Raw genomic sequence first — 18637 nt, 5'->3', positions numbered from 1 at the left:
GCTCGAGTGATCGAGCCGGGCATTTTCATTTGTCCGGTGCGGCGGCCGGTCAATGAGTCTCGGTGACCCTGACATTGACAGGGGTGGGTACATCTTCGACGGTGACAAGCCTGATGTTGACCGCGTGCAGGCCCTTGGGTCCCTGGATGACGTCGAACGTCACAGGCTGTCCGGCCTTCAGGGTTTTATAGCCTTCCATGTTGATGGCCGAGTAATGGGCGAAAAGGTCTTCATCATCCCTGCCGGCCGCGATAATGAAACCGTAGCCCTTGGCATTGTTGAACCATTTCACCTTGCCATTCATCTTGACTACCGACATAACCCATTTCCCTCTGCAACGCACTCCATCACTGGAGTATCATCCAGTCCATCCGCAGGCTAATCTTGAAGTAAGGATAGATTCCACGGACCTTTTTAACCCACGATGGGCTCTATTGGTTGTAACACCGTTTTGCCGATAGTCAAGGTGGCCGGGTGGTCGTGGTTGAAATCGTCCACAAGCGCCCCCATCACTGTATTCGCCAACTAAACGAACCTTTCTTTCCATGCATGCAGTCAGCCAGATTCGACTAACATTCAATCAGGATCGCCCGGATCTACACGACGACGATTCCGCAGGCATTGCTGTTCAGGAGGCAAAGCCTGCATTACAGGCGCCACCGATGTACAAGGTGGTTTTGTTCAACGATGACTACACACCGATGGATTTCGTCGTCGAAGTGCTCGAGGTGTTTTTTAACCTGAATCGCGAGCTGGCGACCAAGGTCATGCTGGCCGTCCATACAGAGGGACGGGCAGTATGTGGAGTGTTTACCCGCGACATCGCCGAGACGAAGGCCATGCAGGTCAACCAGTACGCCCGGGAAAGCCAGCATCCGCTACTCTGTGAAATCGAGAAGGACGGTTAACGCCGACCACTTGGGTATGAGGTGAAGCTATGTTAAACCGCGAGCTCGAAGTCACCCTCAATCTTGCCTTCAAGGAGGCTCGTTCGAAGCGTCATGAATTCATGACCGTCGAACACCTGCTGCTGGCCCTATTGGATAACGAGGCTGCCGCCACCGTTTTGCGTGCCTGCGGCGCGAACCTCGATAAACTCAAGCATGATCTGCAGGAGTTCATCGACTCCACCACGCCACTGATCCCCGTTCATGACGAGGATCGCGAAACCCAGCCAACCCTGGGCTTCCAGCGTGTCCTGCAGCGTGCTGTCTTCCATGTACAGAGCTCGGGCAAGCGTGAAGTCACCGGCGCCAACGTGCTGGTTGCCATCTTCAGCGAGCAGGAAAGCCAGGCGGTGTTCCTGCTCAAGCAGCAGAGCGTTGCGCGTATCGATGTCGTCAACTACATCGCACATGGCATCTCCAAGGTGCCGGGGCATGGCGATCATTCCGAGGGTGAGCAGGATATGCAGGACGACGAGGGCGGTGAGTCTTCTTCTTCAGGCAATCCATTGGATGCCTATGCCAGCAACCTGAACGAACTGGCACGCCAGGGGCGCATTGACCCGCTGGTCGGGCGCGAAGCGGAAGTCGAGCGTGTTGCCCAGATCCTGGCTCGGCGTCGCAAGAACAACCCATTGCTGGTGGGCGAGGCGGGCGTGGGCAAGACCGCAATCGCCGAAGGCCTGGCCAAGCGCATCGTCGACAACCAGGTGCCGGACCTGCTGGCCAACAGCGTGGTGTATTCCCTCGACCTGGGTGCCTTGCTGGCCGGTACCAAGTACCGCGGCGATTTCGAGAAGCGCTTCAAGGCGTTGCTCGGCGAGTTGAAAAAACGTCCGCAAGCGATCCTGTTCATCGACGAAATCCACACCATTATTGGTGCCGGGGCGGCGTCGGGCGGGGTCATGGATGCGTCGAACCTGCTCAAGCCATTGCTGTCGTCGGGTGATATCCGTTGCATCGGCTCGACCACGTTCCAGGAGTTCCGCGGGATCTTCGAGAAAGACCGTGCCCTGGCCCGGCGTTTCCAGAAGGTCGATGTGTCGGAGCCTTCGGTGGAGGACACCATTGGTATCCTGCGCGGCCTGAAAGGGCGTTTCGAGCTGCACCACAACATCGAGTACAGCGATGAAGCCCTGCGCGCGGCGGCTGAGCTGGCCTCGCGCTACATCAACGACCGGCACATGCCGGACAAGGCCATCGACGTCATCGACGAGGCGGGTGCCTACCAGCGCCTGCAACCGCTGGAGAAACGCGTCAAGCGCATCGAAGTGCCTCAGGTCGAGGACATCGTGGCGAAAATCGCGCGTATTCCGCCTAAACACGTCACCAGTTCCGACAAGGAGTTGCTGCGTAACCTGGAGCGTGACCTGAAGCTGACAGTGTTCGGCCAGGATGCGGCCATCGACTCGCTGTCGACCGCCATCAAGCTGTCCCGTGCCGGTCTCAAGTCGCCGGACAAGCCTGTGGGTTCGTTCCTGTTCGCCGGTCCTACCGGTGTCGGCAAGACCGAGGCCGCGCGGCAACTGGCCAAGGCAATGGGTATCGAACTGGTTCGCTTCGACATGTCCGAGTACATGGAGCGCCACACCGTATCGCGTCTGATCGGTGCGCCTCCAGGCTATGTCGGTTTCGACCAGGGCGGCCTGTTGACCGAAGCCATCACCAAGCAACCGCACTGCGTATTGCTGCTTGACGAGATCGAGAAGGCGCACCCGGAAGTCTTCAACCTGCTCCTGCAGGTCATGGACCACGGTACGCTGACCGATAACAACGGGCGCAAGGCGGACTTCCGCAACGTGATCGTCATCATGACCACGAACGCCGGTGCCGAAACCGCAGCTCGCGCTTCGATCGGTTTCACCCATCAGGACCACTCGTCCGATGCGATGGAAGTGATCAAGAAGAGCTTCACGCCTGAATTCCGCAACCGCCTGGATACCATTATCCAGTTTGGTCGCCTCAGCCATGAAGTCATCAAGAGCGTGGTGGACAAGTTCCTTACCGAACTTCAGGCGCAGCTCGAAGACAAGCGTGTATTGCTGGAAGTCACCGATGCGGCCCGCAGTTGGCTGGCAGAAGGTGGTTACGATGTGACGATGGGCGCGCGGCCGATGGCTCGCTTGATTCAGGACAAGATCAAGCGTCCGCTGGCCGAGGAAATCCTCTTTGGCGAACTGGCCGAGCATGGCGGTGTGGTGCACATCGACATCAAGGACGGCGAACTGACCTTCGACTTCGAAACCACGGCCGAAATGGCCTGACCATTAGTCGCAACAAAGCAAAAGGCGCCGAAAGGCGCCTTTTTGCTATCCAGCCCCACACCACCCCCCCTACAGTTTGTCTGGGGCAAGGCACAAGATGAGTTTCACCGCCAATCTCTGTGGGAGCCGAGCTTGCTCGCGATGGCGGCGGCACATTCGGCATCGATGCAAGCTGACCCACCGCTATCGCGAGCAAGCTCGCTCCCACAGTTTGTCTTGGGCAAGGCACAAGATTGAGCAGCGCCGCCAATCCCTGTGGGAGCCGAGCTTGCTCGCGATGGCGGCGGCACATTCGGCATCGATGCGCGCTGACCCACCGCTATCGCGAGCAAGCTCGCTCCCACAGTTTGTCTTGGGCAAGGCACAAGATTGAGTCTCACGGCCAATTCCCTGTGGGAGCAAGCTTGGCTCCCACAAACAAAAACGCCCGGCATCAGCCGGGCGTTTTGTATTGACTTGTTAGCGAGCGCGGTAAGTGATGCGCCCTTTGCTCAAGTCATAGGGCGTCAGCTCGACGCGCACTTTGTCACCGGTAAGAATACGAATGTAGTTCTTGCGCATCTTGCCGGAGATATGCGCGGTTACGACGTGCCCATTTTCCAACTCCACACGAAACATGGTGTTGGGCAGGGTGTCGACGACAGTGCCTTCCATTTCGAAGCTGTCTTCTTTCGACATGCAGTAAAGCCCTCGGTATCCAGTGAATGGCCCGGTGCAACTGCGCCAGGCAAAAGCGGCGTGCATTGTGCCCGAAAAAGGGGGTTCAAGCCAAGGGGTTCTAGCTTTATAAGCCGAAGGGGTCTAACTCAGGACAACCCACCGCTGGTTAATCAGCAGTTCAATGGGGCGATATTGGGTCTTGTAGTTCATTTTCTTGCAGTTCTTGATCCAGTAGCCCAGGTACACCGCTTCCAGTCCCAGGCGCCGGGCTTCGTTGATTTGCCAGAGAATGGCAAACCGTCCCAGGCTGCGCCGTTCTTCGTCCGGCTCGTAGAAGGTGTACACCGCCGAAAGCCCATTGGGCAGCAGGTCCGTGACGGCGATGGCGACCAGGCGCCCGTCCAGTCGGAACTCGTAGAAGCGGGAAAACGGCAGGTCACGCACCAGGAAGGTCGAGAACTGATCCCGACTGGGCGGGTACATGTCGCCATCGGCATGGCGTTGTTCGATGTAGCGCTGGTACAGGTCGAAATATTCTTCGGTGAACTGCGGCTTGGCCGGGCGGACCTGAAGGTCGGCGTTGCGCTTGAAAATGCGTTTCTGCTGACGATTGGGCAAAAATTGCGCCACAGGGATGCGCGCCGGGACACAGGCGTTGCAATGCTGGCAATGGGGCCGGTAGAGGTGGTCGCCGCTACGACGAAAGCCCATTTCCGACAGGTCTGCGTAGACATGCACATCCATGGGCTGGCTAGGGTCGAGGAACAGCGTCGTGGCCTGCTCCTCCGGCAGGTAACTGCAAGAGTGGGGCTGAGTGGCATAGAACTTCAAGCGCGCCAACTCGGTCATGATCAACCCTCGGATAAGCTTTTAAATTTAAGTGTAAGCCACGCACGCGAATGTCGCTCAGCAAACCCAGGTTGCGTGGCTGGGTTGATCCAGGTGGGCCTTGAGATAGCCAGCAAACTCAGCTCGTGGAATCGAGCGGGCGCCCAGGCTGTGCAGATGCTCGGTGGGCATCTGGCAGTCGATCAGCACGAAACCGGCGGCCTTGAGGTGTTGGACCAGCCTCGCGAAGCCGAATTTCGACGCATTGTCGGCCCGGCTGAACATGGACTCGCCAAAAAACAGCTGCCCCATGGCCAAGCCATACAGGCCGCCCACCAACGCCCCTTGGTCCCACACTTCCACCGAATGGGCGAAACCGCGTCGGTGCAGTTCCAGATAAGCGGTTTGCATGGCGTCGGTGATCCAGGTGCCCTCGGCATAGTCCCGCGGCGCGGCGCAGGCCTGGATGACCGCCGCAAAATCCCGATCGAACGTCACTTCATAACGCTGCTTGCGCAGCAGTTTGCCCAGGCTGCGGGATATGTGCAGTTCGTCGGGAAACAGCACCGTGCGCGGGTCCGGCGACCACCAGAGGATCGGTTGCCCCTCGGAAAACCATGGGAAGCAACCGTGGCGATAGGCCTGGATCAGCCTGTCGGCGGATAGATCGCCACCGGCGGCCAATAACCCGTTGGGATCGCGCATGGCTTTTGCCAATGGCGGGAACTCGAAGGTGTTGCGTTGTAACCAGGTCAGCATTGTTGTCCGGCTTAGTAGAAGGGGAGGGCGGCAGGTGGCGGGCCTCGTCCATCGGCGAGCGCCCGCCTGGAAGGTTAACCGTCAAACGGCAGGGATGTCATCGAGATACTTCTCTGCGTCGAGTGCGGCCATGCAGCCGGCGCCGGCGGAGGTAATTGCCTGGCGATAGACGTGGTCGGCCACATCGCCAGCGGCGAACACACCTTCGATATCGGTCGCGGTGGCATTGCCCTCGCTGCCGCCGCGCACGATCAGGTAGCCGTCGCGCATCTTCAACTGGCCCTGGAACAGCTCGGTATTGGGTTTATGGCCGATGGCAATGAACACGCCGGCCAGGGACAAGGTGCTGGTTTCGCCGGTCTCGCTGTGGCGCAGGCGCGCGCCAGTCACGCCGCTGGCGTCGCCCAGGACTTCATCCAGGTTCTGGTTCCAATGCAGCTTGATATTGCCGCTGGCGGCCTTTTCGAAGAGTTTGTCCTGCAGGATCTTCTCTGAACGCAGCTTGTCGCGACGGTGGATCAGGTGTACTTCCCTGGCGATGTTCGACAGGTACAGGGCTTCCTCGACCGCGGTATTGCCGCCGCCGACCACGGCCACCACCTGGTTGCGATAGAAAAAGCCATCGCAGGTCGCACACGCGGAAACCCCTTTGCCGGCGAAGCTTTCTTCCGAAGGCAGGCCCAGATATTGCGCCGAGGCACCGGTGGCAATGATCAGTGCGTCGCAGGTGTAGGTGCCGCTGTCGCCGATCAATTCGAATGGGCGCTGTTGCAACTTGGCGGTGTGGACATGGTCGTAGACGATCTGTGTGTCGAAGCGCTCGGCGTGCCGTTGCATGCGTTCCATCAGTACCGGGCCCGTCAGGCCTTCGACGTCGCCGGGCCAGTTATCGACTTCCACCGTGGTGGTGAGCTGGCCACCGGCCTGCAGGCCGGTAATGACAACGGGTTTGAGGTTGGCGCGGGCAGCATAGACGGCCGCGCTGTACCCCGCAGGGCCGGAACCGAGAATGATCAGGCGTGAATGCTTCACTTCGTTCATAAAAAACACCTCATAAGCCTTTGTCACAAAAGAGAATGCATGGTCCAATTGGCGCGTGTACACCCTGTATCCGGCTATGCTGTCAGGCAATGCCTTGGCGCGGACAAACCCGTACAATGCTTGAGTTTTGAACGCAGGATGGGCTAAAGATCAAAATCTTCGGCAACACCTGCGGTTTTCTGGATGCACCCCACAGTGGTAAAAGTAGTACCGGTTGTGCACATTCACTTTTTTACCTGCTCGTCATGGGCAGTTTTTTATAGTCATTCAACAGATGGACGCGCCGTTGGCGCAGGAAAAGAAGCGTTTTGAAGAAATCCACCGCAGCACCCAAACCAGTCGTTCCGCTCTGGCGCCAGCAATTGCACTACCGGCTCAAGGAAGGTGCGTTGATCGCCATCGGCGCCCTGTGCCTGTTCCTGATGATGGCCCTGCTGACCTACGGCAAGGACGATCCGGGCTGGAGCCATAACAGCAAGATCGACGACGTGCAGAATTTCGGCGGTCCGGCCGGTTCCTACAGCGCCGACATCCTGTTCATGGTGCTGGGCTATTTCGCCTACATCTTCCCGCTGCTGCTGGCGATCAAGGCCTACCAGATCTTTCGTCAGCGCCACGAGCCGTGGCAGTGGAGCGGCTGGCTGTTCTCCTGGCGGCTGATCGGCCTGGTGTTCCTGGTGCTGTCGGGGGCCGCGTTGGCCCATATCCATTTCCACGCGCCCACCGGCTTGCCGGCCGGGGCGGGCGGGGCGCTGGGGGAAAGCCTCGGCGACCTGGCCAGGAACGCCCTGAACATCCAGGGCAGCACGCTGCTGTTCATCGCCCTGTTCCTGTTCGGCCTGACGGTGTTCACCGACCTGTCGTGGTTCAAGGTCATGGACGTCACCGGCAAGATCACCCTCGACCTGATCGAACTGATCCAGGGCGCCATGAACCGCTGGTGGGCGGCGCGCACCGAGCGCAAGCAACTGGTGGCGCAACTGCGTGAAGTCGACGACCGCGTCCACGACGTGGTAGCCCCGACGACGCCGGACAAACGCGAGCAGGCCAAGGTCAAGGAGCGCCTGATCGAGCGTGAGCAGGCGCTGAGCAAGCACATGTCCGATCGCGAGAAACAGGTGCCGCCGGTCATCACCATGGCCCCGGCCAAGCCGCCCGAGCAAAGCAAGCGCGTCCAGAAAGAGAAACAGGCGCCGCTGTTCGTCGACAGCGCGGTGGAAGGCACCTTGCCGCCGATCTCGATCCTGGACCCGGCCGAGAAGAAACAGCTCAACTATTCCCCCGAATCCCTGGCGGCCGTCGGCCATTTGCTGGAGATCAAGCTCAAGGAGTTCGGGGTCGAGGTCTCGGTAGACTCGATCCACCCGGGCCCGGTCATCACCCGCTACGAAATCCAGCCGGCCGCTGGCGTGAAGGTCAGTCGCATCTCCAACCTCGCGAAGGACTTGGCGCGTTCCCTGGCCGTGACCAGCGTGCGGGTGGTAGAAGTGATTCCCGGCAAGACCACCGTGGGCATCGAGATTCCCAACGAAGACCGGCAGATCGTGCGCTTTTCCGAAGTGCTGTCGACGCCTGAGTACGACAACCACAAGTCGCCGGTCACCCTGGCCCTGGGCCACGACATCGGCGGCAAGCCGGTCATCACTGACCTGGCGAAAATGCCCCACCTGCTGGTGGCCGGTACCACCGGCTCCGGTAAGTCGGTGGGTGTGAACGCGATGATCCTGTCGATTCTGTTCAAGTCAGGTCCCGAAGACGCCAAGCTGATCATGATCGACCCGAAAATGCTCGAGCTGTCGATCTACGAGGGCATCCCGCACCTGCTGTGCCCGGTGGTCACCGACATGAAGGACGCCGCCAATGCCTTGCGCTGGAGCGTCGCCGAGATGGAGCGCCGCTACAAGCTGATGGCGAAGATGGGCGTGCGCAACCTGTCGGGCTTCAACGCCAAGGTCAAGGAAGCCGAAGAGGCCGGTACGCCGTTGAGCGACCCGCTGTATCACCGCGAAAATATCCACGACGAGGCGCCGCTGCTGCACAAGCTGCCGACCATCGTGGTGGTGGTGGACGAATTCGCCGACATGATGATGATCGTCGGCAAGAAGGTCGAAGAGCTGATCGCCCGTATTGCCCAGAAGGCTCGTGCGGCCGGTATCCACCTGATCCTCGCCACACAGCGGCCGTCGGTGGACGTGATCACTGGCCTGATCAAGGCCAACATCCCGACCCGCATGGCGTTCCAGGTGTCGAGCAAGATCGACTCGCGGACCATCATCGACCAGGGTGGCGCCGAGCAACTGCTCGGTCACGGTGACATGCTCTACATGCCGCCGGGCACCAGCCTGCCGATTCGTGTGCATGGCGCGTTCGTCTCCGACGACGAAGTGCACCGCGTGGTGGAGGCCTGGAAACTGCGTGGCGCTCCTGAATACAACGACGACATCCTCAACGGTGTCGAAGAGGCTGGCAGCGGTTTCGAGGGTAGCAGTGGCGGCGGTGACGACGATGCTGAAACCGATGCGCTCTACGACGAAGCGGTGCAGTTCGTCCTGGAGAGCCGCCGGGCCTCGATTTCTGCCGTTCAGCGCAAGCTGAAGATTGGCTACAACCGCGCCGCCCGCATGATCGAAGCCATGGAAATGGCCGGGGTGGTGACGGCCATGAACACCAACGGCTCGCGCGAAGTACTGGCGCCGGGCCCGATGCGCGACTAACGACCCGGGCGGCCTGCTGACACGCCGCTCGACCCCCACGACTTCATGAGGACTCCCATGCGCCTGATTCGCATGTTGCTGTTGCCCGTACTGGCCCTGACCACCTTGTCGGCCCACGCCGACGAAAAGGACGTGGCCCGCCTGACCCAGTTGCTGGAGCGCTCCCAGACCCTGACCGCACGCTTCTCCCAGCTGACCCTCGACGGCAGCGGCACCCAGTTGCAGGAAACTGCCGGCGACATGGCCCTGCAGCGCCCGGGCCTGTTCTACTGGCATACCGATGCGCCAGCTGAACAGTTGATGGTCTCCGATGGCAAGAAAGTCTCCCTGTGGGACCCGGACCTGGAGCAGGTCACCATCAAGACCCTCGACCAGCGCCTGACCCAGACCCCGGCGCTGCTGCTCTCGGGTGACATCTCCAAGATCAGCCAGAGCTTCGACATCAGCGCCAAGGAAGCCGGTGGCGTGATTGACTTCACCCTCAAGCCCAAGACCAAGGACAGCCTGTTCGACAGCCTGCGCCTGTCGTTCCGTAACGGCCTGGTCAACGACATGCAACTGATCGACAGTGTCGGCCAGCGCACCAATATCCTGTTCACCGGGGTCAAGGCCAACGAGCCGATCGCCGCGTCCAAGTTCAAGTTCGACATCCCCAAGGGTGCGGACGTGATCCAGGAATAAACCCAAGACTCCTGTGGGAAATGGCCTGTAGGAATGGTCTGTGGGAGCAAGGCTTGCCCGCGATACAGACACCTCGGTGTATCTGGTAGACCGAGGCGATGCAATCGCGGGCAAGCCTTGCTCCCACAGGTCTGCTCCCATAGATCTGCTTCTGCAGAGAGAATCGGCAACAGGACCCAGCGGAGGTTTTGTAGTAATCATGGACCTGTTTCGAAGTGCCCCGATTGCCCAGCCCTTGGCCGCCCGCCTGCGTGCGACCAACCTGGATGAGTACGTCGGCCAGGAGCATGTGCTCGCCCGCGGCAAGCCTCTGCGCGAGGCCTTGGAGCAGGGTGCGTTGCACTCGATGATCTTCTGGGGGCCGCCGGGCGTGGGCAAGACCACCCTGGCGCGACTGCTGGCGGAAGTCTCGGATGCCCACTTCGAAACGGTGTCGGCGGTGCTGGCCGGGGTCAAGGAGATCCGCCAGGCGGTGGAAGTGGCCAAGCAGCAGGCCGGGCAATACGGCAAGCGCACGATTCTGTTCGTCGACGAAGTCCACCGTTTCAACAAGTCCCAGCAGGACGCGTTCCTGCCGTACGTCGAAGACGGCACGCTGATTTTCATCGGCGCGACCACCGAAAACCCTTCGTTCGAACTCAACAACGCCTTGCTGTCGCGGGCGCGGGTCTATGTGCTCAAGAGCCTCGACGAGGCCGCGATGCGCAAGCTGGTGCATCGCGCGCTGACCGAGGAGCGCGGCCTGGGCAAGCGGCAGTTGAGCCTCAGCGATGAAGGCTTCCAGATCCTGTTTTCAGCCGCCGATGGCGATGGCCGACGCTTGCTCAACCTGTTGGAAAACGCCTCGGACCTGGCCGAAGACGACAGCGAGATTGGCGTCGAGCTGCTGCAAAGCCTGCTGGGCGATACCCGGCGGCGCTTCGACAAGGGCGGCGAGGCGTTCTACGATCAGATTTCGGCGCTGCACAAATCCATCCGCGGTTCCAATCCTGACGCGGCCTTGTACTGGTTTGCGCGCATGATCGACGGCGGCTGCGATCCGCTGTACCTGGCGCGGCGCGTGGTGCGCATGGCCAGCGAAGACATCGGCAATGCCGACCCGCGGGCCCTGAGCCTGTGCCTGGCAGCCTGGGATGTACAGGAGCGCCTCGGCAGCCCGGAAGGTGAACTCGCCGTAGCCCAGGCGATCACCTACCTGGCCTGCGCGCCGAAAAGCAACGCCGTGTACATGGGCTTCAAGGCGGCGATGCGCAGCGCTACCGAGCATGGCTCCCTTGAAGTGCCGCTGCACCTGCGCAACGCGCCGACCAAACTCATGAAGCAGCTGGGCTACGGCGAAGAATACCGTTACGCCCACGATGAGCCGGACGCCTATGCCGCCGGCGAAGACTATTTTCCCGATGAACTCGAACCCCAGCGCTTCTATCAGCCGGTGCCCCGGGGCCTGGAGCTGAAGATCGGCGAGAAGCTCAACCACTTGGCGCAACTGGACCGCTTGAGTCCACGGCAGCGGAGAAAACCTTGATCCCCTTGATTCTTGCTGTTTCTGCCGGTGGCGTTGCGGGTACGTTGGTGCGCTTCGCGACCGGCAATTGGATCAACGCAAATTGGCCGCGGCACTTCTATACCGCGACGCTGGCCGTTAATATCGTGGGCTGTCTGCTGATCGGTGTTCTATACGGTCTGTTTTTGATGCGCCCGGAAGTGCCTATCGAGGTGCGTGCGGGCCTGATCGTCGGCTTTCTTGGCGGCCTGACGACCTTTTCATCCTTTTCACTGGATACGGTGCGCTTGCTGGAAAGCGGGCAAGTGCCGCTGGCCCTGGGCTATGCGGCCATCAGCGTATTCGGCGGGCTGCTCGCCACCTGGGCTGGCCTGTCCTTGACCAAACTTTGATAACGAGAGACCGACATGCTCGATTCCAAACTGTTACGTAGCAACCTTCAGGACGTAGCGGACCGCCTGGCTTCCCGTGGCTTTGCTCTGGACGTCGCGCGCATCGAAGCGCTGGAAGAACAGCGCAAGACCGTCCAGACCCGCACAGAAGCCCTGCAGGCTGAACGTAACGCGCGCTCCAAATCCATCGGTCAGGCCAAGCAGCGCGGCGAAGACATCGCGCCGCTGATGGCCGATGTCGAGCGCATGGCGGGCGAGTTGAGCGCCGGCAAGGTCGAGCTGGACGCGATCCAGACGGAGCTGGATTCGATCCTGCTGGGCATCCCGAACCTGCCTCACGAATCGGTGCCGGTCGGTGAAGACGAAGAGGGCAACGTCGAAGTGCGCCGTTGGGGCACGCCGAAAGCCTTCGATTTCCCGGTGCAGGACCACGTGGCCCTGGGCGAGAAATTCGGCTGGCTGGACTTCGAAACCGCCGCCAAGCTGTCGGGCGCCCGTTTTGCCTTGCTGCGCGGGCCGATTGCCCGTCTGCATCGGGCCCTGGCGCAGTTCATGATCAACCTGCACGTCACCGAGCACGGCTACGAAGAAGCCTACACGCCGTACCTGGTCCAGGCCCCGGCGCTGCAAGGCACTGGCCAGTTGCCGAAATTCGAGGAAGACCTGTTCAAGATCAGCCGCGAAGGCGAGGCCGACCTGTACCTGATCCCAACCGCCGAAGTGTCGCTGACCAACATCGTGGCCGGCGAAATCGTCGACGCCAAGCAACTGCCGATCAAGTTCGTCGCCCACACACCGTGCTTCCGCAGTGAAGCCGGGGCGTCGGGCCGTGACACCCGTGGCATGATCCGCCAGCACCAGTTCGACAAGGTCGAGATGGTGCAGATCGTCGAGCCTTCGAAGTCCATGGAAGCGCTGGAAAGCCTGACCGCCAACGCCGAGAAGGTCCTGCAACTGCTGGAGCTGCCGTATCGCACCCTGGCGCTGTGCACCGGTGACATGGGCTTCAGTGCGGTCAAGACCTACGACCTGGAAGTCTGGATCCCGAGCCAGGACAAGTACCGCGAGATTTCTTCGTGCTCCAACTGCGGCGACTTCCAGGCCCGCCGCATGCAGGCGCGTTTCCGCAACCCGGAAACCGGCAAGCCGGAACTGGTCCACACCCTCAATGGCTCCGGCCTGGCGGTGGGGCGTACCCTGGTGGCGGTGCTGGAAAACTACCAGCAGGCTGACGGTTCTATCCGTGTGCCTGAAGTGTTGAAGCCCTACATGGGCGGCATCGAGGTCATCGGCTGAATGGACTATTTGCCACTGTTCCACAACCTGCGCGGCAGCCGCGTGCTGGTGGTCGGCGGCGGGGAGATTGCCTTGCGCAAGTCCCGCCTGCTGGCGGATGCCGGCGCGTTGCTGCGGGTGGTCGCACCCGACATCGAACCGCAGTTGCGGGAATTGGTCAGTGGCAGCGGCGGTGAATGCATCCTGCGTGGTTACGTCGAAGCGGACCTGGATGGCTGCGGCCTGATCATCGCCGCTACCGACGACGAACCGCTCAATGCCCAAGTCTCGGCCGATGCTCATAAGCGTTGTGTGCCGGTCAACGTGGTGGACGCGCCGGCGCTGTGTAGCGTGATCTTCCCGGCGATTGTCGACCGTTCACCCTTGGTGATCGCGGTGTCCAGCGGCGGCGACGCGCCGGTGCTGGCGCGGCTGATCCGGGCCAAGCTGGAAACCTGGATTCCGTCGACCTACGGGCAGTTGGCTGGGCTGGCGGCGCGTTTTCGCAGCCAGGTCAAGGGCTTGTTTCCCGATGTGCAGCAACGACGGGCGTTCTGGGAAGAAGTGTTCCAGGGCCCTATCGCCGACCGGCAACTGGCCGGGCAGGGCGCTGAAGCCGAGCGTCTGCTGCGGGAAAAAATCGATGGCCAGGCGCCGAACGCGCCAGGCGAAGTTTATCTGGTGGGCGCCGGGCCGGGCGATCCGGACCTGCTGACCTTCCGCGCCTTGCGCTTGATGCAGCAGGCAGACGTGGTGCTGTACGACCGCCTGGTGGCGCCGGCGATCCTGGAACTGTGCCGGCGCGACGCCGAGCGCATCTACGTCGGCAAGCGCCGCTCTGAACACGCCGTGCCCCAGGACCAGATCAACCAGCAATTGGTGGACCTGGCCCGCCAGGGCAAGCGCGTGGTGCGGTTGAAGGGCGGCGATCCATTCATCTTCGGCCGTGGCGGCGAGGAGATCGAAGAACTGGCGGCCCATGGCATCCCGTTCCAGGTCGTCCCGGGCATCACCGCGGCCAGTGGTTGCGCGGCCTACGCCGGGATCCCGCTGACCCATCGCGACTACGCCCAATCGGTGCGTTTCATCACCGGCCATCTCAAGGACGGCACCAGCGACTTGCCATGGGCCGACCTGGTGTCGCCGGCGCAGACGCTGGTGTTCTACATGGGCTTGGTCGGCCTGCCGATGATCTGCAGCGAGCTGATCAAGCATGGCCGTGCGGCGGATACGCCAGCGGCGTTGATCCAGCAGGGCACGACGTCCAACCAACGGGTCTTCACCGGCACTTTGGCGGACTTGCCACGGCTGGTGGCTGAGCACGAGGTGCATGCGCCGACCCTGGTGATTGTTGGGGAAGTGGTGCAACTGCGCGAGAAGCTGGCGTGGTTTGAAGGGGCGCAGGGGCAGGTCTGAAGACCGCGTTGTCCCCAATCGCGAGCAAGCTCGCTCCCACATTGGACCGTGTTTGAATACAGTCCACTGTGGGAGCGAGCTTGCTCGCGATGAGGCCCTCAAATACAGCGAAAACCCAGGATCAATCCCCAGCCCCACGCCAAATCCCTTTCCCACTCAACCTTCCCCGATCATGGGCGACCGTAAAGTCCTGCTTCGGCCCCTTGGGCACGATCCCATTCGGGTTGATGGTCTTGTGGCTGCCGTAGTAATGGCCCTGGATGTGGGCGAAATCCACGGTCTCGGCAATGCCTGGCCACTGGTACAACTCCCGCAGCCAGTTCGACAGGTGCGGATAATCGGCGATGCGCCGCAGGTTGCATTTGAAGTGGCCGAAGTACACCGCGTCGAAGCGGATGATCGTAGTGAATAGGCGAATATCCACCTCGGTCAGGTATTCGCCAGCCAGGTAGCGGCGGGTTGCCAGTAACGCTTCCAGCCAATCCAGCTCGGCAAATAGCCGGTCGAAGGCTTCTTCATACGCTGTTTGGGTCGTGGCGAATCCGGCACGGTATACACCGTTGTTCACCGCCGGGTAGATCCGCTCGTTCAAGGCGTCGATATCGCGACGCAGGTGCTCGGGATACAGGTCCAGGTCGTTGCCGGTCAAGCCGTCGAAGGCACTGTTGAACATGCGGATGATTTCCGCCGATTCATTGTTGACGATGCGTTGTTGGCGTTTGTCCCACAGCACCGGCACGGTGACGCGGCCGGTGTAGTCCGCTGTGTCGGCGGTGTAGCGCTGATGCAGGAAGCTCAGGTTGTCGAGTTTGTCGCCAGTGGAGCCATGGGCCTTGTCGAAGGTCCAGCCGTTTTCCAGCATCAGGGAGCTGACTACCGACACATCGATCAAGTATTCCAGGCCCTTGAGCTTGCGCAAGATCAGCGTGCGGTGCGCCCAGGGGCAGGCCAGGGAGACGTACAAATGGTAGCGCCCGGCCTCGGCGACAAAACCGCTGTCGCCCGAGGGGCCGGCGCTGCCGTCGGCGGTCACCCAGTGGCGGCGTTGTGCCTGTTCGCGCTGGAAGGTGCCGTCCTTGCTTTCATACCACTGGTCCTGCCAGCGGCCCTCGACCAACAAACCCATCTGGATGTCCTCCCTCAATAGTCATTGGAGGCGAGTCTATTCCTATAGGTTCGAAGTAAAAGCGCAAAGGTTGGGCGCTAATGATCGGTTAAATCGAACGATCCCGGGCATCCCAATACTGCCGGGCTTTGTCGAACGCTTCTTCGCGAGCCAGGCCCAGGCCACGCAAGGCCAGGGCCATGGTGGCGATCAGCGCCAGTTGCGGGTAGCTGTCTTCGACGTCACCGCGCCAGATCGCCTTCAAGTGCTCGGGATCGAGGCTTTCCGGTTTGACGTGGCGCTGCTCGGCCAGTCGCGGCCATTCTTCGTCCCAGCTGACACCGCCGGTGGTGCCGTACAGGTGGCTGTCGGCGTCCGGGTTGATCTCGATCTCGCCGCCGTCGCCCTTGATGACGATGGCGGTATCACCGAGCAAACCGCTGGCATCGCGGTGCACGGCCTGATAGCCCGGGTGAAAGATGCTTTGTAAGCCGCACCGGGCGGCCAGCGGGTTGAGGATGCGTGCCAGGGAGTGGATCGGCGAGCGCAGGCCCAGGGTGTTGCGCAGGTCGATCATCCGCTGCATCTGCGGCGCCCAGTCCACCAGCGGCATGAAGGCCAGGCCGCCGTTGTCCAGCGCGCTGCCGACCTGCTGCCAATCCCGGCACAGCGGAATCTGCAACAAGCCCAGCAATTGTTCGGTGTAGAGCCGACCTGCCGTATGAGCGCCGCCGCCGTGCATGAAGATCCGCACGCCGTTCTGCCCCAGGCACTTGGCCGCCAGCAGGTACCACGGCAAATGGCGCTTCTTGCCGGCGTAGGTCGGCCAGTCGAGGTCCACCGCCAATGCCGGGACCACCAGGCGTTCACGCAGGGCCTCGGTGAAACCGGCCATCTCCTCGGCACTTTCTTCCTTGTGTCGCAGCAGCATCAGGAAGGCGCCAAGCTGGGTGTCCTCGACCTTTTCGTCGAGCACCAGGCCCATGGCCTCGCGGGCTTCCTCGCGGGTCAGGTTGCGGGCACCGCGCTTGCCTTTGCCCAGGGCGCGCACGAACTGGGCGAACGGGTGTTCGGCCGGGGTTTCAAGGGTCAGTGCTGGAAAGTCGGTCATAAGCAATTCGTCGGTTTGGGCAGGCCCGCCAGCTTGGCGGCGAGTTTGGCGGGAGTGCCTTTGAACAATCGGTTCAGGTGCAGGCTGTTGCCTTTGTCCGCGCCCAGTTTCAGTGCCGTGTACTTGATCAGCGGCCGGGTCGCGGGGGAGAGCTGGAATTCGTCGTAGAAACCGCGCAGCAGTTCGAGGATTTCCCAGTGTTCGGGACTCAACTCGATGTCCTCAGCGGTGGCCAGGGCCGTGGCGACCTCGGCCGACCAGTCGTCAAGGTCGGCCAGGTAGCCGTCCTTGTCCAGCGCGATGGCGCGGTCGCCCACGTTCAGCGTCTTCATAGCCAGGTGTTGACCTTGTCGTGTTCGATCGACAGCTCGACGAAACCTGAGTAGTTGATGGCTTCGGCCCAGTCTGGCGTGTCCAGGGCGCGAGCCTGGAGGTCTTCGGCGAGCACGAACAGGTTCACACCGGCGGCCTGCAGCACTTCAAACGGTGGGCTGCCCGGTTGCAACGCGTACGTCGCGTCGCCGCACAGCAGCAGCGCATCCTGATTGCCCAGCACCCGCAGGCAACTGGCGAGGCGGTTATCGCCGAAGGGCGAATGAGACAACACATGCAAAGTCGACATCAGAGGGTGATCACCTGGTCGTAACGGTCAATGAGCGCGGCGATTTGCGGCGCGGTCAGTGCTTTCACGTCGCCCAGCGCCAGGGTATCGGTGGCGATACCTCGTTCGGCGGCGCTGTCGGCACAGAGGAACAGGTCCTCGACACCGAACATCGGCAACGCCTGCAGGTTGGCGCTCAGGTCTTTTTGCTGGACCGCCCTGGCGTTTTGGCCGGCCGTGAGCTGGAATACTCCGTCATCGAGAAACAGCAGGCCGATGGGCAGGTCGAACGCACCGCCGGCCAGGACGATGTCCAGCGCTTCCCGGGCACCGGGGCCGGACCATGGGGCCTGGCGGCTGATGAGCAATAAAGACTTGGCCATCACGCGCCTCCAAAGCAGATCAAACGGTCGGCGTCCTGGATCGCATCGTGCAACTGGCCCAGCCCGGACAAGGCCCAGGGCGCCTCGACGCTAACCGCCGAACGCTGGTAGCGCTGGGCCTCTTCCTCGTTCAACACCCCACGACGCAACGCCGCCGCGATGCAGACCACGCCGTCGAGCTGGTTGTCGCTGACAAAAGCACGCCACTGCTGGGGCAGGTCTTGTTCATCCTGGGGCGTGACGACACTGGCGCAGGCGTTATAGACGCCGTCCTGATAGAAAAACAGCCGCACGATCTCATGCCCGCCCGCCAGCGCCGCCTGGGCAAATAGCAAGGCACGGCGCGAGGAGGGCGCATGGGCGGCGGAAAACAGCGCGATGGCGAACTTCATGACAGACCCGATCAGCAAAACTGCGGCCATGATAAAGCTTTATGGGCGGTGGGGCGATTGTGAGGAACGGGCAAGATCTTTGGAGGTTGACCCTGTGGCGAGGGAGCTTGCTCCCGCTGGGTCGCGCAGCGGCCCCAAAACCTGCCAAGGGAGTGTGTCAGGCGAACGACGGAGAATGAACGGGGGCTGCTTCGCAGCCCAGCGGGAGCAAGCTCCCTCGCCACAGGGGGTCAGTGCTTAACCTTTAGGCCATGCAACTCGCAATACTCCGCCCATTCCATCCCCGCCATCTCCGCCACTTCCTTGTGCACCTCCAGGCGCTGGGCCTGGTAGTCCTGGGGCGAGGCGGCGGTCAGTTGCAGGGTCAGTTCCCAGGCAAACAGGCCCAGGCGCTCGGCCTCGGCTTCGAAGGCTTCATGCAACCGCTCGGCGCGGTACTGCGCGGCGGTCTCGCCCTTGGCCTGGGCCAGCAGCGGGTTGAGGTGGTCCAACTCGACGCGCAGCTCGGGGCGCTCGTCGAGGAATTTTTCCAGGGCTCGTTCGTGTTGCTGTTCGGTTGCCGCCATG

20 protein-coding genes are annotated in these 18637 nt (G+C 61.7%); 8 read left to right on the top strand and 12 right to left on the bottom strand.

What is annotated here, in order from left to right:
• Positions 1-49 precede the first annotated feature (49 nt).
• Positions 50-319 carry a cold shock domain-containing protein gene (locus QMK47_RS18385; RefSeq protein ID WP_253476213.1) on the bottom strand — a complete coding sequence of 90 codons (270 nt, stop codon included), beginning with the start codon at positions 317-319 and terminating at the stop codon, positions 50-52.
• Positions 320-545: 226 nt separating this feature from the next.
• On the opposite strand from QMK47_RS18385, the gene clpS reads away from it, so the two are divergent.
• Both clpS and clpA read left to right on the top strand, forming a co-directional pair.
• Positions 546-908 carry an ATP-dependent Clp protease adapter ClpS gene (gene clpS / locus QMK47_RS18380; RefSeq protein ID WP_003180089.1) on the top strand — a complete coding sequence of 121 codons (363 nt, stop codon included), beginning with the start codon at positions 546-548 and terminating at the stop codon, positions 906-908.
• 29 nt (positions 909-937) lie between these two features.
• Positions 938-3208 carry an ATP-dependent Clp protease ATP-binding subunit ClpA gene (clpA, locus tag QMK47_RS18375; RefSeq protein ID WP_053123178.1) on the top strand — a complete coding sequence of 757 codons (2271 nt, stop codon included), beginning with the start codon at positions 938-940 and terminating at the stop codon, positions 3206-3208.
• A 459-nt stretch (positions 3209-3667) separates the two neighbouring features.
• Here clpA and infA read toward each other — a convergent pair whose 3' ends face one another.
• The 4 genes from infA to trxB form a co-directional block, all read right to left on the bottom strand.
• Complete coding sequence (gene infA, locus QMK47_RS18370; RefSeq protein WP_002553999.1) at positions 3668-3886, bottom strand: translation initiation factor IF-1; 219 nt, start codon at positions 3884-3886, stop codon at positions 3668-3670.
• Between the two features lie 123 nt (positions 3887-4009).
• Positions 4010-4717 carry an arginyltransferase gene (locus QMK47_RS18365; RefSeq protein WP_014337689.1) on the bottom strand — a complete coding sequence of 236 codons (708 nt, stop codon included), beginning with the start codon at positions 4715-4717 and terminating at the stop codon, positions 4010-4012.
• Between the two features lie 57 nt (positions 4718-4774).
• Positions 4775-5455: a leucyl/phenylalanyl-tRNA--protein transferase gene (gene aat, locus QMK47_RS18360; RefSeq protein WP_253476211.1), complete on the bottom strand. Its 681-nt coding sequence runs from the start codon at positions 5453-5455 to the stop codon at positions 4775-4777.
• Between the two features lie 81 nt (positions 5456-5536).
• Complete coding sequence (gene trxB / locus QMK47_RS18355) at positions 5537-6496, bottom strand: thioredoxin-disulfide reductase (protein WP_320388999.1); 960 nt, start codon at positions 6494-6496, stop codon at positions 5537-5539.
• A 308-nt stretch (positions 6497-6804) separates the two neighbouring features.
• On the opposite strand from trxB, the gene QMK47_RS18350 reads away from it, so the two are divergent.
• The 6 genes from QMK47_RS18350 (at position 6805) to cysG (ending at position 14478) form a co-directional block, all read left to right on the top strand.
• Complete coding sequence (locus tag QMK47_RS18350) at positions 6805-9210, top strand: DNA translocase FtsK (RefSeq protein WP_003203332.1); 2406 nt, start codon at positions 6805-6807, stop codon at positions 9208-9210.
• Between the two features lie 57 nt (positions 9211-9267).
• Positions 9268-9891, top strand: a complete 624-nt coding sequence (lolA, locus tag QMK47_RS18345; RefSeq protein WP_123341670.1) for an outer membrane lipoprotein chaperone LolA — start codon at positions 9268-9270, stop codon at positions 9889-9891.
• Between the two features lie 199 nt (positions 9892-10090).
• Positions 10091-11416 (top strand): replication-associated recombination protein A, encoded by a 1326-nt coding sequence (locus QMK47_RS18340; RefSeq protein WP_024619721.1) that lies wholly within the window; start codon positions 10091-10093, stop codon positions 11414-11416.
• The gene (gene crcB / locus QMK47_RS18335) at positions 11413-11787 is read left to right on the top strand and encodes a fluoride efflux transporter CrcB (RefSeq protein ID WP_013693703.1); all 375 of its coding nucleotides are present in this window, start codon (positions 11413-11415) and stop codon (positions 11785-11787) included. The genes QMK47_RS18340 and crcB overlap by 4 nt, the downstream gene beginning before the upstream one ends.
• A 15-nt stretch (positions 11788-11802) precedes the next feature.
• A complete protein-coding gene (gene serS / locus QMK47_RS18330; RefSeq protein ID WP_003203323.1) occupies positions 11803-13083 on the top strand; it encodes a serine--tRNA ligase in 1281 nt (426 codons plus the stop codon).
• Positions 13084-14478, top strand: coding sequence for a siroheme synthase CysG (cysG, locus tag QMK47_RS18325; protein WP_063320496.1), 1395 nt, complete (start codon positions 13084-13086; stop codon positions 14476-14478). It abuts the gene before it with no gap.
• 121 nt (positions 14479-14599) lie between these two features.
• Here the strand turns inward: cysG and QMK47_RS18320 are convergent, their stop codons facing one another.
• The 7 genes from QMK47_RS18320 to QMK47_RS18290 all read right to left on the bottom strand — a co-directional run bounded on the left by QMK47_RS18320 (position 14600) and on the right by QMK47_RS18290 (position 18636).
• Complete coding sequence (locus tag QMK47_RS18320; RefSeq protein WP_320388997.1) at positions 14600-15604, bottom strand: glutathione S-transferase family protein; 1005 nt, start codon at positions 15602-15604, stop codon at positions 14600-14602.
• An 88-nt stretch (positions 15605-15692) separates the two neighbouring features.
• Positions 15693-16694: a glycosyl transferase family protein gene (locus tag QMK47_RS18315; protein ID WP_320388996.1), complete on the bottom strand. Its 1002-nt coding sequence runs from the start codon at positions 16692-16694 to the stop codon at positions 15693-15695.
• Positions 16691-17026: a TusE/DsrC/DsvC family sulfur relay protein gene (locus QMK47_RS18310; protein WP_057449043.1), complete on the bottom strand. Its 336-nt coding sequence runs from the start codon at positions 17024-17026 to the stop codon at positions 16691-16693. The genes QMK47_RS18315 and QMK47_RS18310 overlap by 4 nt, the downstream gene beginning before the upstream one ends.
• Positions 17023-17316: a sulfurtransferase complex subunit TusB gene (gene tusB, locus QMK47_RS18305; RefSeq protein ID WP_003203312.1), complete on the bottom strand. Its 294-nt coding sequence runs from the start codon at positions 17314-17316 to the stop codon at positions 17023-17025. The genes QMK47_RS18310 and tusB overlap by 4 nt, the downstream gene beginning before the upstream one ends.
• Positions 17316-17678, bottom strand: a complete 363-nt coding sequence (gene tusC / locus QMK47_RS18300; protein WP_320388994.1) for a sulfurtransferase complex subunit TusC — start codon at positions 17676-17678, stop codon at positions 17316-17318. The genes tusB and tusC overlap by 1 nt, the downstream gene beginning before the upstream one ends.
• Positions 17678-18070 (bottom strand): sulfurtransferase complex subunit TusD, encoded by a 393-nt coding sequence (gene tusD, locus QMK47_RS18295; RefSeq protein ID WP_258688757.1) that lies wholly within the window; start codon positions 18068-18070, stop codon positions 17678-17680. Before tusD ends, tusC begins: the two co-directional genes overlap by 1 nt.
• 230 nt (positions 18071-18300) lie before the next feature.
• The gene (locus QMK47_RS18290; RefSeq protein ID WP_253476201.1) at positions 18301-18636 is read right to left on the bottom strand and encodes a DUF6388 family protein; all 336 of its coding nucleotides are present in this window, start codon (positions 18634-18636) and stop codon (positions 18301-18303) included.
• Position 18637: the final 1 nt, after the last annotated feature.

Origin of the sequence: Pseudomonas sp. P9_35 (assembly GCF_034008205.1) — a bacterium.
GTDB lineage: Bacteria > Pseudomonadota > Gammaproteobacteria > Pseudomonadales > Pseudomonadaceae > Aquipseudomonas > Aquipseudomonas kilonensis.
Note: the sequence above shows the minus strand (reverse complement) of the source record. Positions and strands in the feature narration are given on the sequence as shown.